The following is a 14,551-nucleotide window of genomic DNA, read 5'->3' as shown; positions in this document are numbered from 1 at the left end:
GCCGTTGCCAGGCAGGTGCGGCGACGCGGCATCAGTCGGAATCGACGAACCGGACACCAGAGGTGGATCCGCCGAAGGATGTCTCCCCCAGAGCCGCCTTCGCGGCTTTCATCGCGACGGCTCCGTTGTAGCCGCGTCGTGAGAGCTGGCCGACCAGTCGGCGGAGCGCCGTGTCGTGGTCGAGCCGACTCATCGACCGCGCCTTGCCGCGAGCGAACTCGAGCGCGCGCTCGTCGTCATCGTCCGGGAGCTCATCGAGAGCACCGTCGATCACGTCGCCTGGAATGCCGCGCTGCGAAAGCGCGCGGGACAGTGCGACTCTTCCCTGCCCCTTTCGCTCGACACCCGATGTCACCAGCACTCCGGCGAGGGCCGCATCATCGAGATAGCCTCGACGGCAGAAGTCGTCGATCACATCGTCGATCACGCCGCTGTCGAGACCGACACCCCTCAGCACCTGCCGCGCCTCCGAGACGGACAGCGACCGAGCCCGCAGCTTGCGCACGAGTGATTCTTCAGCGGTGATGCGGACCTCATCGGACGACGGTGCCTCGTCGCGGATGTCGTCACTCGACCCGTCCGAGAGCGCGCGGAGACGAGGAGCGGACTGCGCCGGGTGAGACGCCGCCGTGGCGGAGCTGCCCCTCGCCCCTCGCGCGGGGTGACGCTCGCTGGGAGTACCCGGATCGGAAGCGTCGACGCCCGAGGGCCCGCTGGGAGGAGCATCCCAGGTCGTACGCCAGACCGCTGCATCGTCGGTACGTGGGGAAGGCGCCTTCGTCGACCGCGTGCCCTCCGAAAGCTGGGTCGGCGGAACGTCGGCGGGCTTCTTCGAAACTCCACCGAAGAGGGGGATGATGGGGGCGATCCGATCCGGATCGCCCCCACGGGAGTCGTTCATCAGGCCGGACGACGCTCGGCGAGCTCGTCAGCAGCCGCCGGCACAGCGGCCGCGCCACCGATGCCGAGCTTCTGCTTGATCTGCGTCTCGATCGCCAGTGCGATATCGGGGTTGTTGAGCAGGAACGTTCGCGCATTCTCCTTGCCCTGGCCCAGCTGGTCTCCGTCGTAGGTGTACCACGACCCCGACTTCTTGACGATGGCGTGCTCGACGCCGAAGTCGATCAGGCTGCCTTCGCGTGAGATACCGACGCCATAAAGGATGTCGAACTCCGCCTGCTTGAAGGGCGGCGCCATCTTGTTCTTCACGACCTTGACCCTGGTACGGTTACCGACTGCGTCGGTGCCATCCTTGAGCGTCTCGATACGGCGAATGTCCATGCGGACCGACGCATAGAACTTCAGCGCCTTACCACCGGCGGTGGTTTCGGGCGAGCCGAAGAAGACGCCGATCTTCTCGCGAAGCTGGTTGATGAAGATCATCGTGGTGTTGGTCTGGTTCAGGCCACCGGTGAGCTTACGCAACGCCTGCGACATGAGTCGCGCCTGCAGACCGACGTGCGAGTCGCCCATCTCGCCCTCGATCTCGGCACGAGGCACGAGCGCCGCTACGGAGTCGATGACGATGAGGTCGATGGCCCCCGAGCGCACGAGCATGTCGGCGATCTCGAGTGCCTGCTCACCGGTATCGGGCTGCGAGACGAGGAGCGCATCGATGTCGACACCGAGCTTCGCAGCGTAGTCGGGGTCGAGCGCGTGCTCAGCGTCGATGAACGCGGCGATGCCACCGGCGCGCTGGGCGTTCGCGATCGCGTGCAGGGTGAGGGTCGTCTTACCCGAGGACTCCGGCCCGTAGATCTCGACGATTCGACCACGCGGGAGTCCTCCGACGCCGAGGGCGACGTCGAGGGCGATGGAGCCGGTGGGGATGACGGCCACGGGGGCGCGCTCATCGCTGCCCAGCCGCATGACCGAGCCCTTTCCGAACTGGCGGTCGATCTGGGCGAGGGCGGTCTCGAGGGACTTCTCGCGGTCGGCGGGTGATGGCATGATGTGCTCCTTCTGCGCGCGTGATGCCGCCTGTAGGCTGTCGCGGCTCTCCCGGTTGGGAGAAACTCTCCGACAAGGCGTAATGGCTTTTCGGCTTGTTCTCCACCGTAGGAGAGGCCACCGACATCGACGTGGCGAGCTCACATACCGTGCAGAACAGACTCTCTGAACCACTTGTGCAGAAGACTACGCCCGCTTCGAACAGATCTTCGACGACACGCCGAGAATCTCCTATCGTGTCCCGTAGGAATCGACATCGACGCGCGGGTCAGCGACCGCGCGGCTCCTGCCTGCCGACACCATGTCGCCTGTCGTCGGGCACGTCCATCTCGGCGCACAGCGCCAACCAGATATCACGCGGCGGCGTGCCGTCCGCCAACGCCTCGATGGCCGTGCGGCCGCCGACGGCACTGAGTCCGAGGTCGTTCACCAAGGAAGAAGCACGCGCCTGGAACTCGTCATCGACGGCGCGGAAGAACTCGCTACGACGCATCGCTTCCCTGGCCGGGGATCAGTGCAGCGAGAGCTGGGGCTCGATCGACGCCACGAGGTCGTCGGGCACGACGTCCGGGAAGACCTGGATGCCCTCCAGCACGGAGATGCGATCTCCGACTTCGCGCATGATCGTCGAGATGGGAACGTCGAGAGCGTCAGCGACGGATGCGAGGATCTCGCTCGAAGCTTCTTTCTGCCCGCGTTCGACCTCACTGAGGTAGCCGAGCGCAACCGACGCCTTGCTTGCGACCTGCCGGAGCGTGCGCCCCTTCTGCAGGCGGAAGTCCCTCAGCACATCGCCGATTTCCTGTCGTACAAGAATCATCGGAACCTCCTCCCCATGTGATCGTTCGAGGTCTCCCCCGATGAGACAGCCAGTCTAGTACTCCTGGCATGCACAGAATCTACCCCTGCACTCTGTGGTTTAAGTGTGAGCACATCAGACGTAACCAACGCCGAGGCGTCACTATTCCGACAGCATCGCGAGCAGCTCGTCGAGTGCCGCTGCGACTGTCTGGGCGCGGATCGATCCCCGTTCCCCGGTGAAACGGAACGCCGTCGTCCGGGATGCCTCCGGTGTCACGATCCCGATGTGCACGGTGCCGACTGGCTGCCCGTCCGGGGAATCCGGTCCTGCTATCCCCGTCGTCGATACTCCGACATCGGCAGGCTGGCCGTCCACGCCGACGACGCGTCTCACCCCGTCCGCCATCTGCAACGCGACCTGCGGATGCACAGGGCCATGCGCGGCGAGGAGATCCGCATCGACCCCCAGAACGGAGGCCTTGACCGGCGTCGCGTACGCCACCACCCCGCCGAGCAGCACGGTGGACGCGCCGGGAACCGCGACGAGATCAGCGCACAGAGCGCCTCCGGTCAGCGATTCGGCGACGCCGAGCTTCCATCCACGCCGGCCCAGCACCGCGAGGACAGAGGCGGCCGCCTCGCTCACGACTTCCGGCGCGAGCCGCGAACCTGGGCCACGATGTAGTCGATGCCGCTCGCGACGGTGAGCACCAGGACGATGAGCATGAGGATGAAGGTGATCAGCGTCCAGGCATCGAGGCCGACGAGGTAATGCAGCGGAAGCAGCGCCCAGCCGAGGGCCACACCCTGGAATGCGGTCTTGATCTTGCCCATCCATGCCGCCGCGACGACATGCTCGCTGGCCACCATGAGCCGGTGGATCGTGATCCCCCACTCGCGCACCAGGATGATCACGACGATCCACCAGTTGACCTCGCCCAGGATGGCGAGTCCGATGAACCCGGCGCCGGTGAGCATCTTGTCGGCGATGGGATCCCAGAGCTTGCCGAAGTCGCTCACGATGTCGTACTTGCGCGCGAGGTAGCCGTCGACCCAGTCCGTGGATATTCCGACGATGAAGATGATCGCGGCCACCCACCGTAGGCCGGGCTCGGCAAAACCGTAGGTGCCGCCCAGGAGGAGCAGGACGAAGAAGATGACCGCCAGCGGGATGCGCGCGACGGTGATGGCGTTGGGAAGCTGCCGAGGGATGGCCATCAGTCGCGTCCCGTCAGGCCCCAGGCGTCTTCATCGCCCTCGACCTCCACCTCGGGAAGCCCGTCGTACTGGGCCGCGATCGGATCATGCGTCTGCGGCAGGGCCGGAGCAGGCGGAGCCGGAGGTGCAGCGGACGCTGCCGGCGACGCCGGCACATCGTCTCCTCGGAGCTTCGCCATCACCTGCGGGAGCTGCTCGGCCGTGGCCAGCACGTCGCGCGCCTTGGATCCCTCGGACGGACCGACGATCTCACGCGACTCCAACAGATCCATGAGGCGCCCGGCCTTCGCGAAGCCGACACGAAGCTTGCGCTGGAGCATGGACGTCGAGCCGAACTGCGACGAGACGATCAGCTCGGCCGCCGCGAGCAGCAGCTCCAGATCGTCGCCGATGTCCTCATCGACTTCCTTCTTCTTGGTCGGCTCCATCGCCTCTTGCACGTCAGGACGGTAGTCCGGACGTGCCTGACGGGTGACGTGCTTGACGACGGCGTCAATCTCCTTCTCGTCGACCCAGGCGCCCTGCAGTCGGAACGGCTTGGAAGAGCCCATCGGGGAGAACAGCGCATCACCCTGGCCGATGAGCTTGTCGGCTCCGGGGCTGTCGAGGATGACGCGGCTGTCCGTGACACTGGTGACGGCGAATGCCAGACGAGAGGGGACGTTCGCCTTGATGAGTCCGGTGACGACGTCGACGCTCGGACGCTGGGTCGCGAGGACGAGGTGGATGCCGGAGGCTCGTGCGAGCTGGGTGATGCGGACGATCGAGTCCTCCACATCGCGGGGGGCGACCATCATGAGGTCCGCGAGCTCATCGACCACGACGATGAGGTACGGGTACGGCTTGAGCACACGCTCGCTGCCGACGGGAAGCTCGACCTCGCCAGCGCGCACGGCACGGTTGAAGTCGTCGATGTGGCGGAAGCCGAACGACGCGAGGTCGTCGTACCGCATGTCCATCTCCTTCACGACCCACTGCAGCGCTTCGGCGGCCTTCTTCGGGTTCGTGATGATGGGCGTGATCAGGTGCGGGACGCCGGCGTAGCTGGTGAGCTCCACGCGCTTCGGGTCGATCAGGACCATGCGCACGTCCGTCGGGCGAGCGCGCATCAGCAGGCTCGTGATCATCGAGTTCACGAAGCTCGACTTACCCGAACCCGTGGAACCGGCGACCAGGAGATGGGGCATCTTGGCGAGGTTCGCGATCACGATGTTGCCCCCGACGTCCTTGCCGACGCCGATCGTCATCGGGTGCGTACTCTTCTGAGCGGCGGGCGAGCGCAGCACGTCGCCGAGCGCCACCATCTCCTTGTCGGCGTTGGGGATCTCGATGCCGATCGCGCTCTTGCCGGGGATCGGCGAGAGGATGCGGACGTCGTTCGATGCCACCGCGTAGGCGAAGTTGTTGCTCAGCTGCAGGATCTTCTCGACCTTGACGCCGTGACCGACCTCGACCTCGTACTGCGTGACCGTCGGCCCACGGGAGAACCCGGTGACCTTGGCATCGACCTTGAACTGCGACAGCACACTCGTGATCTGCTCGATCACCTTGTCGGTGGCTTCGGAGCGCATGACCGGAGGCGGTCCTTCGACCAGGAGGCCGGGAGAGGGCAGGATGTACGGCGTCACGGGAGCCTGAGGTCCGCGATCGCCAGGCCCCTCCGTGCCGAAGCCGTCGAGACCGGGGAGTTCGGGCACCTCACCGGTGTCGGAGGAGTCGTCGAGAAGTGCCGTGGTCTGCTGCTCCGCGAGAGAGTCGGCGACCGACCTCACGTCGGACAGCACCTCGGTGGCGGCGTCGTAGGGGTTCTCGACGACGACCGCCTGATCGTAGGCGGGAGTCGGGTCGGAGGTCGTGAGCAGGGCCGTGATGTCATCCGAGCCGAGAGTGCCCTCGTCGGGGTCTTCTTCACGACCGGTCTTGTTGCGTCGCCACCAGGGCAGCACGTCGGGATCGTCGACCTTGTCGGCGTCGTCGATCGTCGCGGTGTCCTTCGACGGTTTCTCCGGGCGCTCGGCGTCGAACATCCAGGCGTACAGGTCGCCGAGGCGGGCGCCGATGCGGTTCGGGGGTGTCTTGGTGAGGATCAGGATGCTGAGCGCCGCGAGCAGCGAGAGCACGATGTACGCGGGGATGTCGGTGAGGTATGTCAACGGCTGTCCGACCAACCAGCCGAGCAGCCCGCCCGATTCACTCAGCGCGGGCATCCCCTGATTCGGATGAGGACGCGGGCCGGCGACATGGAAGATCCCCGCGAGCGCCAGGACGAACATTCCGAACCCGATCCCGATACGTCCGTTGTCGTGGACCGAGGAGGGATGACGGAACAGCCAGCCGGCGAGCATCAGAAGCAAGACCGGCATGATGAACGCAACGCGACCGACGAAGAGACCGACCGAATACGCGCTGATGTTCGCGGCGACCTCGTTGCCGATGAAGAACCACTCGTTGACCGCGCCGAGCACGGCGAGGAGCACGAGGAAGAACGGGAAGCCGTCGCGCCGATCGTCTTTCTCGAGGGTTTCCGGACCGAATGCGCGGAAGAGCCCGCCCACACCGTGCGCCAACCCGACCCAGGCCCGGACGGCGACAGGAGGCTTGTCGGCCTCGTCGATGTACTTCTTCGGAGCAGGCTGGGCCTTGGGAGCCGTCTGCCGCTTGGGGCGCGACGGTGCGCTGGTCGACGCGCGCTCTGTCTTCGTGGAACTCCTGGCCATACTCTCACGTTACGTCCAACAGCCGACATCGCCGCGTAATGACGCGGCTTTCCACGGATCCGAGGGGGTGTGGTCTATGCGGTGCCGCGTGCCATCGTGTCGCGCGTCGCGCCCTGCCCCACCACGACGAACCCCTCGGCGCGGTAGAGGTTGCGCGCGAAGTTGTCCCGTTCGACGCTCAAGCTGATCCGCGCGTGCCCTTGGGAGCCCGCGAGCTGCACGACGCCGCGCAGCAAGGAGCGCCCGACTCCGCGTGCACGCCAGAGCGGGTGCACCCCGATGATCAGCTCCGGCACGGCGACGGCGACGAACCCGAACCCCGGGGCATTCTGCGGGAGCACGCGATACCAGGCAGCGCCCACGGGCACCTCGTCCTCACCGGTGGCCACCAGCCCGTCGTCAGCCATGCGTTTCCACCCTGCGAGGTAGCGCCGATGGTCGACAGAGTTCAACACCTCATGCCGCGGACGCACTCCCCCGGCGCGCCAGTTCGCCGCCTCGACGAGCATGTCGCCGAGGAACATCGCATCCGTCTGCGCGGCCCTGCGAAGGGAGAAGCCCCTGTACATGACGCGAGCATAGGCCGACGGTGTTACATCGGCGTGACGGTCACCCGTGAGCGGGAGGAGGCTCCCCCGTCGTCACGCCTCGATGACGAGCGGCACGATCATCGGACGACGACGCAGCCGCTGGTTCACCCAGCGACCGATCGTGCGTCGCACGACCTGCGACAGCGCGTGGGTGTCGCGAACGCCGTTGCCGGACGCCTCCTTGAGCGCCGCGACGATCTTCGGAGTGACGTCGTCGAACACCGAGTCGTCCTCGGCGACACCTCGCGCGTGGATCTCGGGGCCGGAGATGATGCGACCGGTACCGGCGTCCACGACCACGATCACGGAGATGAAGCCCTCCTCGCCGAGGATCCGACGGTCCTTGAGGTCGGCGTCGGTGATCTCGCCGACGGTGGAGCCGTCGACGTACACGAATCCGAGATCGAGCTGCCCGGTGACCTTCGCGACGCCGTCCCTGAGGTCGATCACGGTGCCGTTGGAGGCGATGATCGTGTTCTCCTCCGCGACCCCGGTATCCTGCGCCAGCTTGGCGTTGGCGATGAGGTGCCGGTACTCGCCGTGCACGGGCAGGACGTTCTTCGGCTTCAGGATGTTGTAGCAGTAGATCAGTTCGCCGGCCGCGGCATGTCCGGAGACGTGCACCTTCGCGTTGGCCTTGTGCACGACGTTGGCGCCGAGCTTGGTCAGGCCGTCGATCACTCGGTAGACGGCGTTCTCATTGCCCGGGATGAGGCTCGAGGCGAGGATGACGGTGTCACCCTCGCTGATCTCGATCGCGTGGTCCATGTTCGCCATGCGGCTGAGCACAGCCATCGGTTCGCCCTGGGAGCCGGTGGACATGTAGACGATCTGCTCGTCCGGCAGGTCGCGCGCCTTCTTGAAGTCGATGAGGACCCCGTCCGGCACCTTCAGGTAGCCGAGCTGCTCGGCGATCGTCATGTTGCGGACCATGCTGCGGCCGAGGAACGCGACGCGGCGGCCGTTGGCATGCGCGGCATCGATCACCTGCTGCACGCGGTGGACGTGGCTGGAGAAGCTGGCGACGATGACGCGACGAGGCGCCTTCGCGATCACCTGGTCGAGCACGGGACCGATCGAGCGCTCGGTGGGGGTGAACCCGGGGACATCGGCGTTGGTCGAATCGACGAGGAACAGGTCCACGCCCTCTTCACCGAGACGAGCGAACGCACGCAGGTCGGTGATCCGGCCGTCCAACGGCAGCTGATCCATCTTGAAGTCGCCTGTCGCGAGCACCATGCCGGCGGGGGTGCGGATCGCGACGGCGAGAGCATCCGGAATCGAGTGGTTGACCGCCACGAACTCGAGGTCGAACGGCCCGACCCGCTCCTCCTGGCCCTCCTTGACGGTGAGGGTGAAAGCCTTGATGCGGTGTTCCTTGAGCTTCGCCTCGACCAGAGCGAGCGTAAGCCCCGAACCGATCAGGGGGATGTCGCTCTTCAGGCGCAGCAGGTACGGAACCGCGCCGATGTGGTCTTCGTGACCGTGCGTGAGCACCACCCCGACGATGTCGTCGAGTCGGTCACGGATGGGCTCGAAGTCCGGAAGGATCAGATCGACGCCGGGCTGGTGCTCCTCAGGGAAGAGCACACCGCAGTCGACGATCAGGATCTTCCCGTCGTACTCGAACATGGTCATGTTGCGACCGATCTCGCCGAGCCCGCCAATCGGGACGACTCTCAGGGTCCCTTCGTCGAGAGCGGCCGGTTCTACCAGGGGAATGGACATGCTGTCTCCTCAGTCGGACACTCCGCGCGTCCGTTCGTTCGTGGGGACGCGACTCAGCGCGTCGTGCCGTGCACCTTCGGCAGGGCACCGCCCGCGGCCGCGTTGCGGTCGGGTCGGAAGTTCGAGAAGTCGGCACCGGGCACGTTCTGGACGAGGTCGAGCTCATCCTCGATGAGTGCGGCCTCCCATTCTTCGGGGCCGACCAGGGGAAGTCGGACGCGCGGGCTCGAGATACGGCCGAGCCCGTGCAGGATGTATTTGGCCGCGACGGTTCCGGGAACGTGCGTCATCACGGCGCGCACGAGCGGCTCGAGGCGCTTGTGCTCGGCTGTCGCGGTCGCGAGATCGCCCGCGTTGACCGCGTCGATGATCGTCCGGTAGGGCGCTGCAGCGACATTCGCCGTCACGCCGATGAGGCCGGTCGCCCCGATCGCGAGGTGCGGCAGCACGTTCGCGTCGTCACCGGAGAAGTACATCAGGTCGGTCTGGTTGAGCACGCGGCTCACCTCGGAGAAGTCGCCCTTGGCGTCTTTCACCGCGAGGATGTTCGGGTGCTTCGCGAGACGAAGGATGGTCTCGTACTTGATCGGCACGCCGGTACGACCGGGGATGTCGTAGAGGATCACCGGGAGGTCGGTCGCGTCGGCGACCAGACGGAAGTGTGTCAGGATGCCGGCCTGCGTCGGCTTGTTGTAGTACGGCGTGACGATCATGATGCCGTCGGCGCCGGCCTTCTCGCTGGCCTTGTAGAGCTCGATAGCGTGGGCCGTCTCGTTCGAACCGCCGCCGGTGATGATCTTGGCACGGCCCGCGGAGACGGACTTTCCGACCTCGACGAGCTTGAGCTTCTCGGGGTCCGTCAGGGTCGATGTCTCGCCGGTCGTTCCCGTCACGACGATGCCGTCCGCTCCCGCGGTGATCACGTCATCGATGTGCTTCTCGACGGCGGGCCAATCGACTTCACCGTCGGCCGTCATCGGAGTGACGAGCGCGACGAGAACCTGTCCGAAAGGGTTGCCCGAGTGCGTCATAGACCCAGCGTATCGGTTCGACTCGCGCTCATGCGGACGCGGCGACGCGGATGACGTCTCCGCGGGCGACGTCTTTCCTGCCGCACAGCAGCACGCCGACTCCGTCGGTCAGACCGGAGAGGCGCGGCCTCGGCGGCGTCGTGCTGCCGAAGCAACTCGTTGGCGTCCTGTGCGTCGCTCTTCCTCCCGAACCAGCCCATTCCCCGATCCGACGGATCCAGCGGGCTCCGCCGTACGCTCGAAGGATGGGATGGGTCACGCGAGGCACCGAGACGAAGTACGAGAACCCCTGGATCCGAGTGCAAGAGGATCGGGTGATCGGTCCTGCCGGCAGGGACGGCATCTACGGCGTCGTCACGATGCAGTATCCCGCGGTCTTCATCGTCGCGGTGGATGACGAAGACCGCTTGTGCCTCGTCACCATCGACCGCTACACCGTGGGCACGACCATCGAGGTCCCCGCAGGAGGCAGCGACGGCGAGGACCCACTCGTCGCGGCGAGACGGGAACTACGCGAGGAGACCGGTTTCGAGGCAGGTGAGTGGACACCCCTCGGCAGCATGCACGCGCTGAACGGCATCGCCGAGGCCACCGAATACGTCTTCCTCGCACGGGAGCTTCGACCGCTCGCTCGGGATGACGACGCAGCGAGCGTGAACGCCGCCGAGACCCAGGCGGAAGAAGGCATCCAAGGCGTCTCCTGGGTGCCGTTCGAGGATGTGCTGGGAATGATCGCCGACGGCAGCATCACCGATGGGGAGACGATCGCGGCCATCGCAAAGGCGGGGATCCTGCTCGGCCGATTCCGCTGACTTCTGCGGTCAGACGCGGCCTCGACGTGCCACGCCGGAGGTGAGCGGGCTCGGGAGGACGCGCGACAGCGCCACGATCACTTTGTAGCGCAGTGAGGGCACCGAGACGGACTTGCCGCGAGCAGCATCGCGCAGACCGACGCGGACGACATCTCGCGCATTCAGCCACATGATGCCGGGGACCCCCTCCTCTCCGACCGCCAGCCCCATCCGCTCATGGAACGACGTGTGAGTGAAGCCGGGACACAACGCCGTGACGGAGACGCCGTCACGGCCGTACTCGGAATTCGCCCAGCGGCTGAAACCGATGAGCCACGCCTTGCATGCGGAGTACGTCGACCGAGTGATGAACCCGGCGACCGAGGCCACGTTGATGATGCGGCCCCCGCGTCCGCGCATGGTCTGCAGAGCCGCGTGCATCAGGCGCATCGATGCTTCGACGTGCACTCGCAGATGGCGCACCTCGTCGTCGATGTCGTTGTCGGCGAACTGCAGCGGAAGACCGAACCCGGCGTTGTTCACCAGGAGGTCGACGGGATCAGCCGTGTCGCGTAACCGCTCGGCGACTTTCTCGACCCCGGCCTCACCCGCGAGGTCGGCGGCGATGATCTCCACCGCGACACCGTAGTCGCGGCGCAGTTCAGCGCCCAGGGTCTCGAGTGCATCCTCCGACCTCGCCACCAGGACGAGATCGGCGCGACGTCGCGCGAGCTGGCGTGCGAACTCCGCGCCCAATCCGGCGCTGGCACCGGTGATCAGTGCAGTGGGCATCAGCGCTCGTATCCGAGGAAGCGGTAGCGGACGCCCGTGCGGGAGGTGTGCCACTCCCCTTCGTCGACGAGCCGCCAGCCGGTCTTGGACGGTGCATACGCGTCGCCGTCGACCTCGAGATCGAGCTCGGTGACCTCCAGCCGATCCGCATCACCGATCACCTGTCGGAAGATCTCCGCGCCGCCGATGATCCAGACCTTGTCGAGCCCGCGCACGGCTTCGGCGACGGTGGCCGCTCGGCGCGCGCCCTCTTCGGACCAGTCCTGCTGCCGGGTCACGACGATGTTGTCACGGCCCGCGAGAGGTCGGAAGCGATCCGGGAGCGAGTCCCAGGTCTTCCGCCCCATCACCACGGGGGCACCGAGGGTGACCTCCTTGAAGTGAGCCAGGTCTTCCGGCACGTGCCAAGGCATCCCGCCCTGAGCGCCGATGACGCCGCCCTCTGCTTCGGCCCAGATCAGCCCGACCCAGGTCATACCGCGACCGCCGCCCGGATCGGAGCATGGTGCTGATAGTTCTCCACGACGAAGTCCTCGTACCGGTAGTCGAGGATCGACTCCGGCTTCCGCGCGAATCGCAGCGTCGGATACTCGTAGGGCTCACGGCTGAGCTGCTCACGCACCTGCTCGATGTGATTGTCGTAGACGTGGCAGTCGCCGCCCGTCCATACGAAATCTCCGGGCTCGAGGCCGACCTGCTGAGCGATCATCATCGTGAGCAGCGCGTAGGAGGCGATGTTGAACGGCACGCCGAGGAACATGTCGGCGCTGCGCTGGTACAGCTGGCAGGAGAGCTTGCCGTCGGCGACGTAGAACTGGAACAGGGCGTGGCAGGGGGCCAGGGCCATGTCGGGGATGTCCGCGGGGTTCCAGGCCGAGACGATGAGCCGTCGGGAGTCGGGCGCGCGCCGGATCTGCTCGATCACCTCGGAGAGCTGGTCGATGCTCCCTCCATCGGGCGTCGGCCAGGAGCGCCACTGCACCCCGTAGACCGGCCCCAGGTCGCCGGATGCATCGGCCCACTCGTCCCAGATCGTGACGCCGTTCTCGCGAAGCCAACCGACGTTGGAATCGCCCTGCAGGAACCAGAGGAGTTCGTACGCGATGGATTTGAAGTGCACGCGCTTGGTGGTGATGAGCGGGAAACCCTTCGACAGGTCGAAGCGGATCTGTCGCCCGAAGACGCTCGTCGTGCCCGTCCCTGTGCGATCGGACTTGTGCGTGCCCGTCTCGAGGACGTCGCGGAGCAGATCTTCATAAGGAGTCGGGACGGCTGCGCTCATGAGAGCCACGATACCGTCACCCTCGCCCCCGCGGGCGGATGCGCGGCTGTGCACTGGGCGTTCGTCATGGTCGGAAACATCGACACCTGGACCCCACAGCACGACATATTCTCGATCCATGTCGCCCGTGCTCGCTCTGGGAACCGCCGCCGCACTCCTCGTCCTCGCGACGGTCATCGGCATCGTGCTGCGCCGCCGCGACGGACGACGGCGCGACGGCGGCGCCCTCTACTTCGACCCCGTGGACGCGGCCGCAGGGGAACTCGGGTCTCGCGCGACGCTGGTGCAGTTCAGCACCGAGATGTGCGCTCGGTGCCCGCAGGTGAGACGGCTCCTCGACGCTTACGCGGCCGATAGCGACGGGCTCCGCCATGTGGAGGTGGATCTGACGCATCGTCCGGATCTCTCGGCGCGCTACAAGGTGCTGCAGACGCCGACGACATTCGTCGTCGACAGGTCAGGTGCCGTCCGCGCCCGATTCCGCGGCGTCCCGCACCGGCATGCCCTCACCGAAGCCCTCGCCGCCGTCTGAGCGGAAAGACTGGAGACCCATGAGCACTCCCACAGGCATCGACCCCCGAGGCCCTCGCTTCGCCGCTGCGATCACCGCAGTCCTGCTGCTGGTGGCCACTTTCCTGGCGCTCATCGGCATCTCGACCGCGCGGCTCCCCGGTACGTGGTTCGCGTTCTCGTCGTCAGCCGACTTCGCGTTCGTCGGCGGCAGCACCTGGGCGATAAAGGGCGCGTCCATCGCACAGCGCGCACTGGACCCGGGCTTTCTCGTCGCGGTCGGCATCGCTCTGCTGTTCCTGTGGGGCGTTGCCGCACCGCGGACAGCTCCCTGGGCTGCGGCCTTCCGCACGCTCGTCCGACCACGCCTGAAACCGCCGACCGAGCTCGAAGACCCGCGTCCGCCGCGGTTCTCACAGGGTGTCGGGTTGTTCGTCGTCGGCATCGGACTCGTGCTGCACCTCGCGGGCGTTCCGTGGGCACTCCCCGTCGCCACGGCGGCTGCTTTCGTCGCCGCCTTCCTCAATGCCGCCTTCGCGTTCTGCCTGGGCTGCCAGCTCTACCTCCTGCTGCAGCGCGCAGGCCTCGTCGGCAGAGAAGCCGCCACCTGAGGACTGTTCCCCGGTGGCCGGGCTCTCGCTAGGCTGACCACGAGTCGATGCTGCGCCCGCAGTGCGAGAACCGGAGGAATCATGCCCGTCACCAGCGAAGCCGCCAGCACCTGGACCGGATCGCTCATGGAGGGATCGGGTACCGTCGCGTTCTCGTCGTCGAACCTCGGCACCTTCCCGATCAACTGGAAGGCGCGCAGCGAAGGAAGCGACACCACCACCACGCCGGAAGAGCTCATCGCCGCCGCGCACGCGTCGTGCTTCAGCATGGCGCTCTCGCACGCGCTCGCCGAGAACGGGACTCCGCCGGAACGCGTGAACACGACGGCATCGGTCACGTTCAAGCCCGGCGTCGGCATCACCGGCAGCCACCTCAACGTCAACGCGACCGTACCCAACCTCACCCCTGAGACCTTTCAGGAGATCGCGAACGACGCCAAGACCGGCTGCCCCGTATCTCAGGCGCTCGCGGGTATCGAGATCACCCTCGAGGCCACGCTCGCCTGATCACTCCGTCGGGACCTGAAGAC

The 14,551-nt window shown here is 66.5% G+C and carries 17 protein-coding genes; 4 read left to right on the top strand and 13 right to left on the bottom strand.

What is annotated here, in order from left to right; translation table 11 throughout:
- Positions 1-31: 31 nt before the first annotated feature.
- The 10 genes from ACFVWL_RS14570 to dapA form a co-directional block, all read right to left on the bottom strand.
- The gene (locus tag ACFVWL_RS14570; protein ID WP_387184131.1) at positions 32-901 is read right to left on the bottom strand and encodes a regulatory protein RecX; all 870 of its coding nucleotides are present in this window, start codon (positions 899-901) and stop codon (positions 32-34) included.
- The gene (gene recA / locus ACFVWL_RS14565) at positions 901-1,950 is read right to left on the bottom strand and encodes a recombinase RecA (RefSeq protein ID WP_017830899.1); all 1,050 of its coding nucleotides are present in this window, start codon (positions 1,948-1,950) and stop codon (positions 901-903) included. Before recA ends, ACFVWL_RS14570 begins: the two co-directional genes overlap by 1 nt.
- A gap of 268 nt (positions 1,951-2,218) precedes the next feature.
- The gene (locus ACFVWL_RS14560; protein ID WP_387184126.1) at positions 2,219-2,443 is read right to left on the bottom strand and encodes a DUF3046 domain-containing protein; all 225 of its coding nucleotides are present in this window, start codon (positions 2,441-2,443) and stop codon (positions 2,219-2,221) included.
- Positions 2,444-2,461: 18 nt separating this feature from the next.
- Positions 2,462-2,770, bottom strand: a complete 309-nt coding sequence (locus tag ACFVWL_RS14555; RefSeq protein ID WP_017830901.1) for a helix-turn-helix domain-containing protein — start codon at positions 2,768-2,770, stop codon at positions 2,462-2,464.
- 141 nt (positions 2,771-2,911) lie between these two features.
- Complete coding sequence (locus ACFVWL_RS14550; RefSeq protein ID WP_387184122.1) at positions 2,912-3,397, bottom strand: CinA family protein; 486 nt, start codon at positions 3,395-3,397, stop codon at positions 2,912-2,914.
- Positions 3,394-3,969: a CDP-diacylglycerol--glycerol-3-phosphate 3-phosphatidyltransferase gene (gene pgsA, locus ACFVWL_RS14545; protein ID WP_387184120.1), complete on the bottom strand. Its 576-nt coding sequence runs from the start codon at positions 3,967-3,969 to the stop codon at positions 3,394-3,396. Before pgsA ends, ACFVWL_RS14550 begins: the two co-directional genes overlap by 4 nt.
- Positions 3,969-6,686 carry a DNA translocase FtsK 4TM domain-containing protein gene (locus ACFVWL_RS14540; protein WP_387184117.1) on the bottom strand — a complete coding sequence of 906 codons (2,718 nt, stop codon included), beginning with the start codon at positions 6,684-6,686 and terminating at the stop codon, positions 3,969-3,971. Before ACFVWL_RS14540 ends, pgsA begins: the two co-directional genes overlap by 1 nt.
- A gap of 74 nt (positions 6,687-6,760) precedes the next feature.
- Positions 6,761-7,255, bottom strand: a complete 495-nt coding sequence (locus ACFVWL_RS14535; RefSeq protein ID WP_387184114.1) for a GNAT family N-acetyltransferase — start codon at positions 7,253-7,255, stop codon at positions 6,761-6,763.
- A gap of 72 nt (positions 7,256-7,327) precedes the next feature.
- Complete coding sequence (locus tag ACFVWL_RS14530) at positions 7,328-9,004, bottom strand: ribonuclease J (protein ID WP_387184111.1); 1,677 nt, start codon at positions 9,002-9,004, stop codon at positions 7,328-7,330.
- 53 nt (positions 9,005-9,057) lie between these two features.
- On the bottom strand, positions 9,058-10,035 hold the full coding sequence (dapA, locus tag ACFVWL_RS14525; protein ID WP_029259018.1) for a 4-hydroxy-tetrahydrodipicolinate synthase: 978 nt from the start codon (positions 10,033-10,035) through the stop codon (positions 9,058-9,060).
- A gap of 245 nt (positions 10,036-10,280) precedes the next feature.
- Here dapA and ACFVWL_RS14520 point away from each other — a divergent pair, with 245 nt between their 5' ends.
- Positions 10,281-10,847: an NUDIX domain-containing protein gene (locus ACFVWL_RS14520; RefSeq protein WP_387184108.1), complete on the top strand. Its 567-nt coding sequence runs from the start codon at positions 10,281-10,283 to the stop codon at positions 10,845-10,847.
- 9 nt (positions 10,848-10,856) lie between these two features.
- Here the strand turns inward: ACFVWL_RS14520 and ACFVWL_RS14515 are convergent, their stop codons facing one another.
- Genes ACFVWL_RS14515 through ACFVWL_RS14505 form a run of 3 tightly spaced genes read right to left on the bottom strand, consistent with a single transcriptional unit; the run spans position 10,857 to position 12,900 of the window.
- Complete coding sequence (locus ACFVWL_RS14515) at positions 10,857-11,618, bottom strand: SDR family NAD(P)-dependent oxidoreductase (RefSeq protein WP_387184105.1); 762 nt, start codon at positions 11,616-11,618, stop codon at positions 10,857-10,859.
- A complete protein-coding gene (locus ACFVWL_RS14510; RefSeq protein ID WP_387184102.1) occupies positions 11,618-12,094 on the bottom strand; it encodes a dihydrofolate reductase in 477 nt (158 codons plus the stop codon). Before ACFVWL_RS14510 ends, ACFVWL_RS14515 begins: the two co-directional genes overlap by 1 nt.
- Positions 12,091-12,900, bottom strand: coding sequence for a thymidylate synthase (locus tag ACFVWL_RS14505; protein ID WP_387184100.1), 810 nt, complete (start codon positions 12,898-12,900; stop codon positions 12,091-12,093). The genes ACFVWL_RS14510 and ACFVWL_RS14505 overlap by 4 nt, the downstream gene beginning before the upstream one ends.
- Positions 12,901-13,018: 118 nt before the next feature.
- Between ACFVWL_RS14505 and ACFVWL_RS14500 the strand changes: the two genes are divergently transcribed.
- The 3 genes from ACFVWL_RS14500 to ACFVWL_RS14490 all read left to right on the top strand — a co-directional run bounded on the left by ACFVWL_RS14500 (position 13,019) and on the right by ACFVWL_RS14490 (position 14,528).
- A complete protein-coding gene (locus ACFVWL_RS14500) occupies positions 13,019-13,432 on the top strand; it encodes a thioredoxin family protein (protein ID WP_387184097.1) in 414 nt (137 codons plus the stop codon).
- 19 nt (positions 13,433-13,451) lie between these two features.
- Positions 13,452-14,021: a DUF4395 domain-containing protein gene (locus ACFVWL_RS14495; protein WP_387184095.1), complete on the top strand. Its 570-nt coding sequence runs from the start codon at positions 13,452-13,454 to the stop codon at positions 14,019-14,021.
- Between the two features lie 81 nt (positions 14,022-14,102).
- On the top strand, positions 14,103-14,528 hold the full coding sequence (locus ACFVWL_RS14490) for an OsmC family peroxiredoxin (protein ID WP_387184092.1): 426 nt from the start codon (positions 14,103-14,105) through the stop codon (positions 14,526-14,528).
- Positions 14,529-14,551 lie beyond the last annotated feature (23 nt).

Origin of the sequence: Microbacterium sp. NPDC058269 (assembly GCF_042881445.1) — a bacterium.
Classification (GTDB): Bacteria; Actinomycetota; Actinomycetes; order Actinomycetales; family Microbacteriaceae; genus Microbacterium.
This window is presented reverse-complemented; position numbering and strand designations above follow the sequence as displayed.

What these genes read in the sequence shown, in the direction of transcription:
- ACFVWL_RS14570 (WP_387184131.1), bottom strand. Translation starts at nt 901, where the DNA reads ATGAACGACTCCCGTGGGGGCGATCCGGATCGGATCGCCCCCATCATC.
- recA (WP_017830899.1), bottom strand. Translation starts at nt 1,950, where the DNA reads ATGCCATCACCCGCCGACCGCGAGAAGTCCCTCGAGACCGCCCTCGCC.
- ACFVWL_RS14560 (WP_387184126.1), bottom strand. Translation starts at nt 2,443, where the DNA reads ATGCGTCGTAGCGAGTTCTTCCGCGCCGTCGATGACGAGTTCCAGGCG.
- ACFVWL_RS14555 (WP_017830901.1), bottom strand. Translation starts at nt 2,770, where the DNA reads ATGATTCTTGTACGACAGGAAATCGGCGATGTGCTGAGGGACTTCCGC.
- pgsA (WP_387184120.1), bottom strand. Translation starts at nt 3,969, where the DNA reads ATGGCCATCCCTCGGCAGCTTCCCAACGCCATCACCGTCGCGCGCATC.
- ACFVWL_RS14540 (WP_387184117.1), bottom strand. Translation starts at nt 6,686, where the DNA reads ATGGCCAGGAGTTCCACGAAGACAGAGCGCGCGTCGACCAGCGCACCG.
- ACFVWL_RS14535 (WP_387184114.1), bottom strand. Translation starts at nt 7,255, where the DNA reads ATGTACAGGGGCTTCTCCCTTCGCAGGGCCGCGCAGACGGATGCGATG.
- ACFVWL_RS14530 (WP_387184111.1), bottom strand. Translation starts at nt 9,004, where the DNA reads ATGTCCATTCCCCTGGTAGAACCGGCCGCTCTCGACGAAGGGACCCTG.
- dapA (WP_029259018.1), bottom strand. Translation starts at nt 10,035, where the DNA reads ATGACGCACTCGGGCAACCCTTTCGGACAGGTTCTCGTCGCGCTCGTC.
- ACFVWL_RS14520 (WP_387184108.1), top strand. Translation starts at nt 10,281, where the DNA reads ATGGGATGGGTCACGCGAGGCACCGAGACGAAGTACGAGAACCCCTGG.
- ACFVWL_RS14515 (WP_387184105.1), bottom strand. Translation starts at nt 11,618, where the DNA reads ATGCCCACTGCACTGATCACCGGTGCCAGCGCCGGATTGGGCGCGGAG.
- ACFVWL_RS14510 (WP_387184102.1), bottom strand. Translation starts at nt 12,094, where the DNA reads ATGACCTGGGTCGGGCTGATCTGGGCCGAAGCAGAGGGCGGCGTCATC.
- ACFVWL_RS14505 (WP_387184100.1), bottom strand. Translation starts at nt 12,900, where the DNA reads ATGAGCGCAGCCGTCCCGACTCCTTATGAAGATCTGCTCCGCGACGTC.
- ACFVWL_RS14500 (WP_387184097.1), top strand. Translation starts at nt 13,019, where the DNA reads ATGTCGCCCGTGCTCGCTCTGGGAACCGCCGCCGCACTCCTCGTCCTC.
- ACFVWL_RS14495 (WP_387184095.1), top strand. Translation starts at nt 13,452, where the DNA reads ATGAGCACTCCCACAGGCATCGACCCCCGAGGCCCTCGCTTCGCCGCT.
- ACFVWL_RS14490 (WP_387184092.1), top strand. Translation starts at nt 14,103, where the DNA reads ATGCCCGTCACCAGCGAAGCCGCCAGCACCTGGACCGGATCGCTCATG.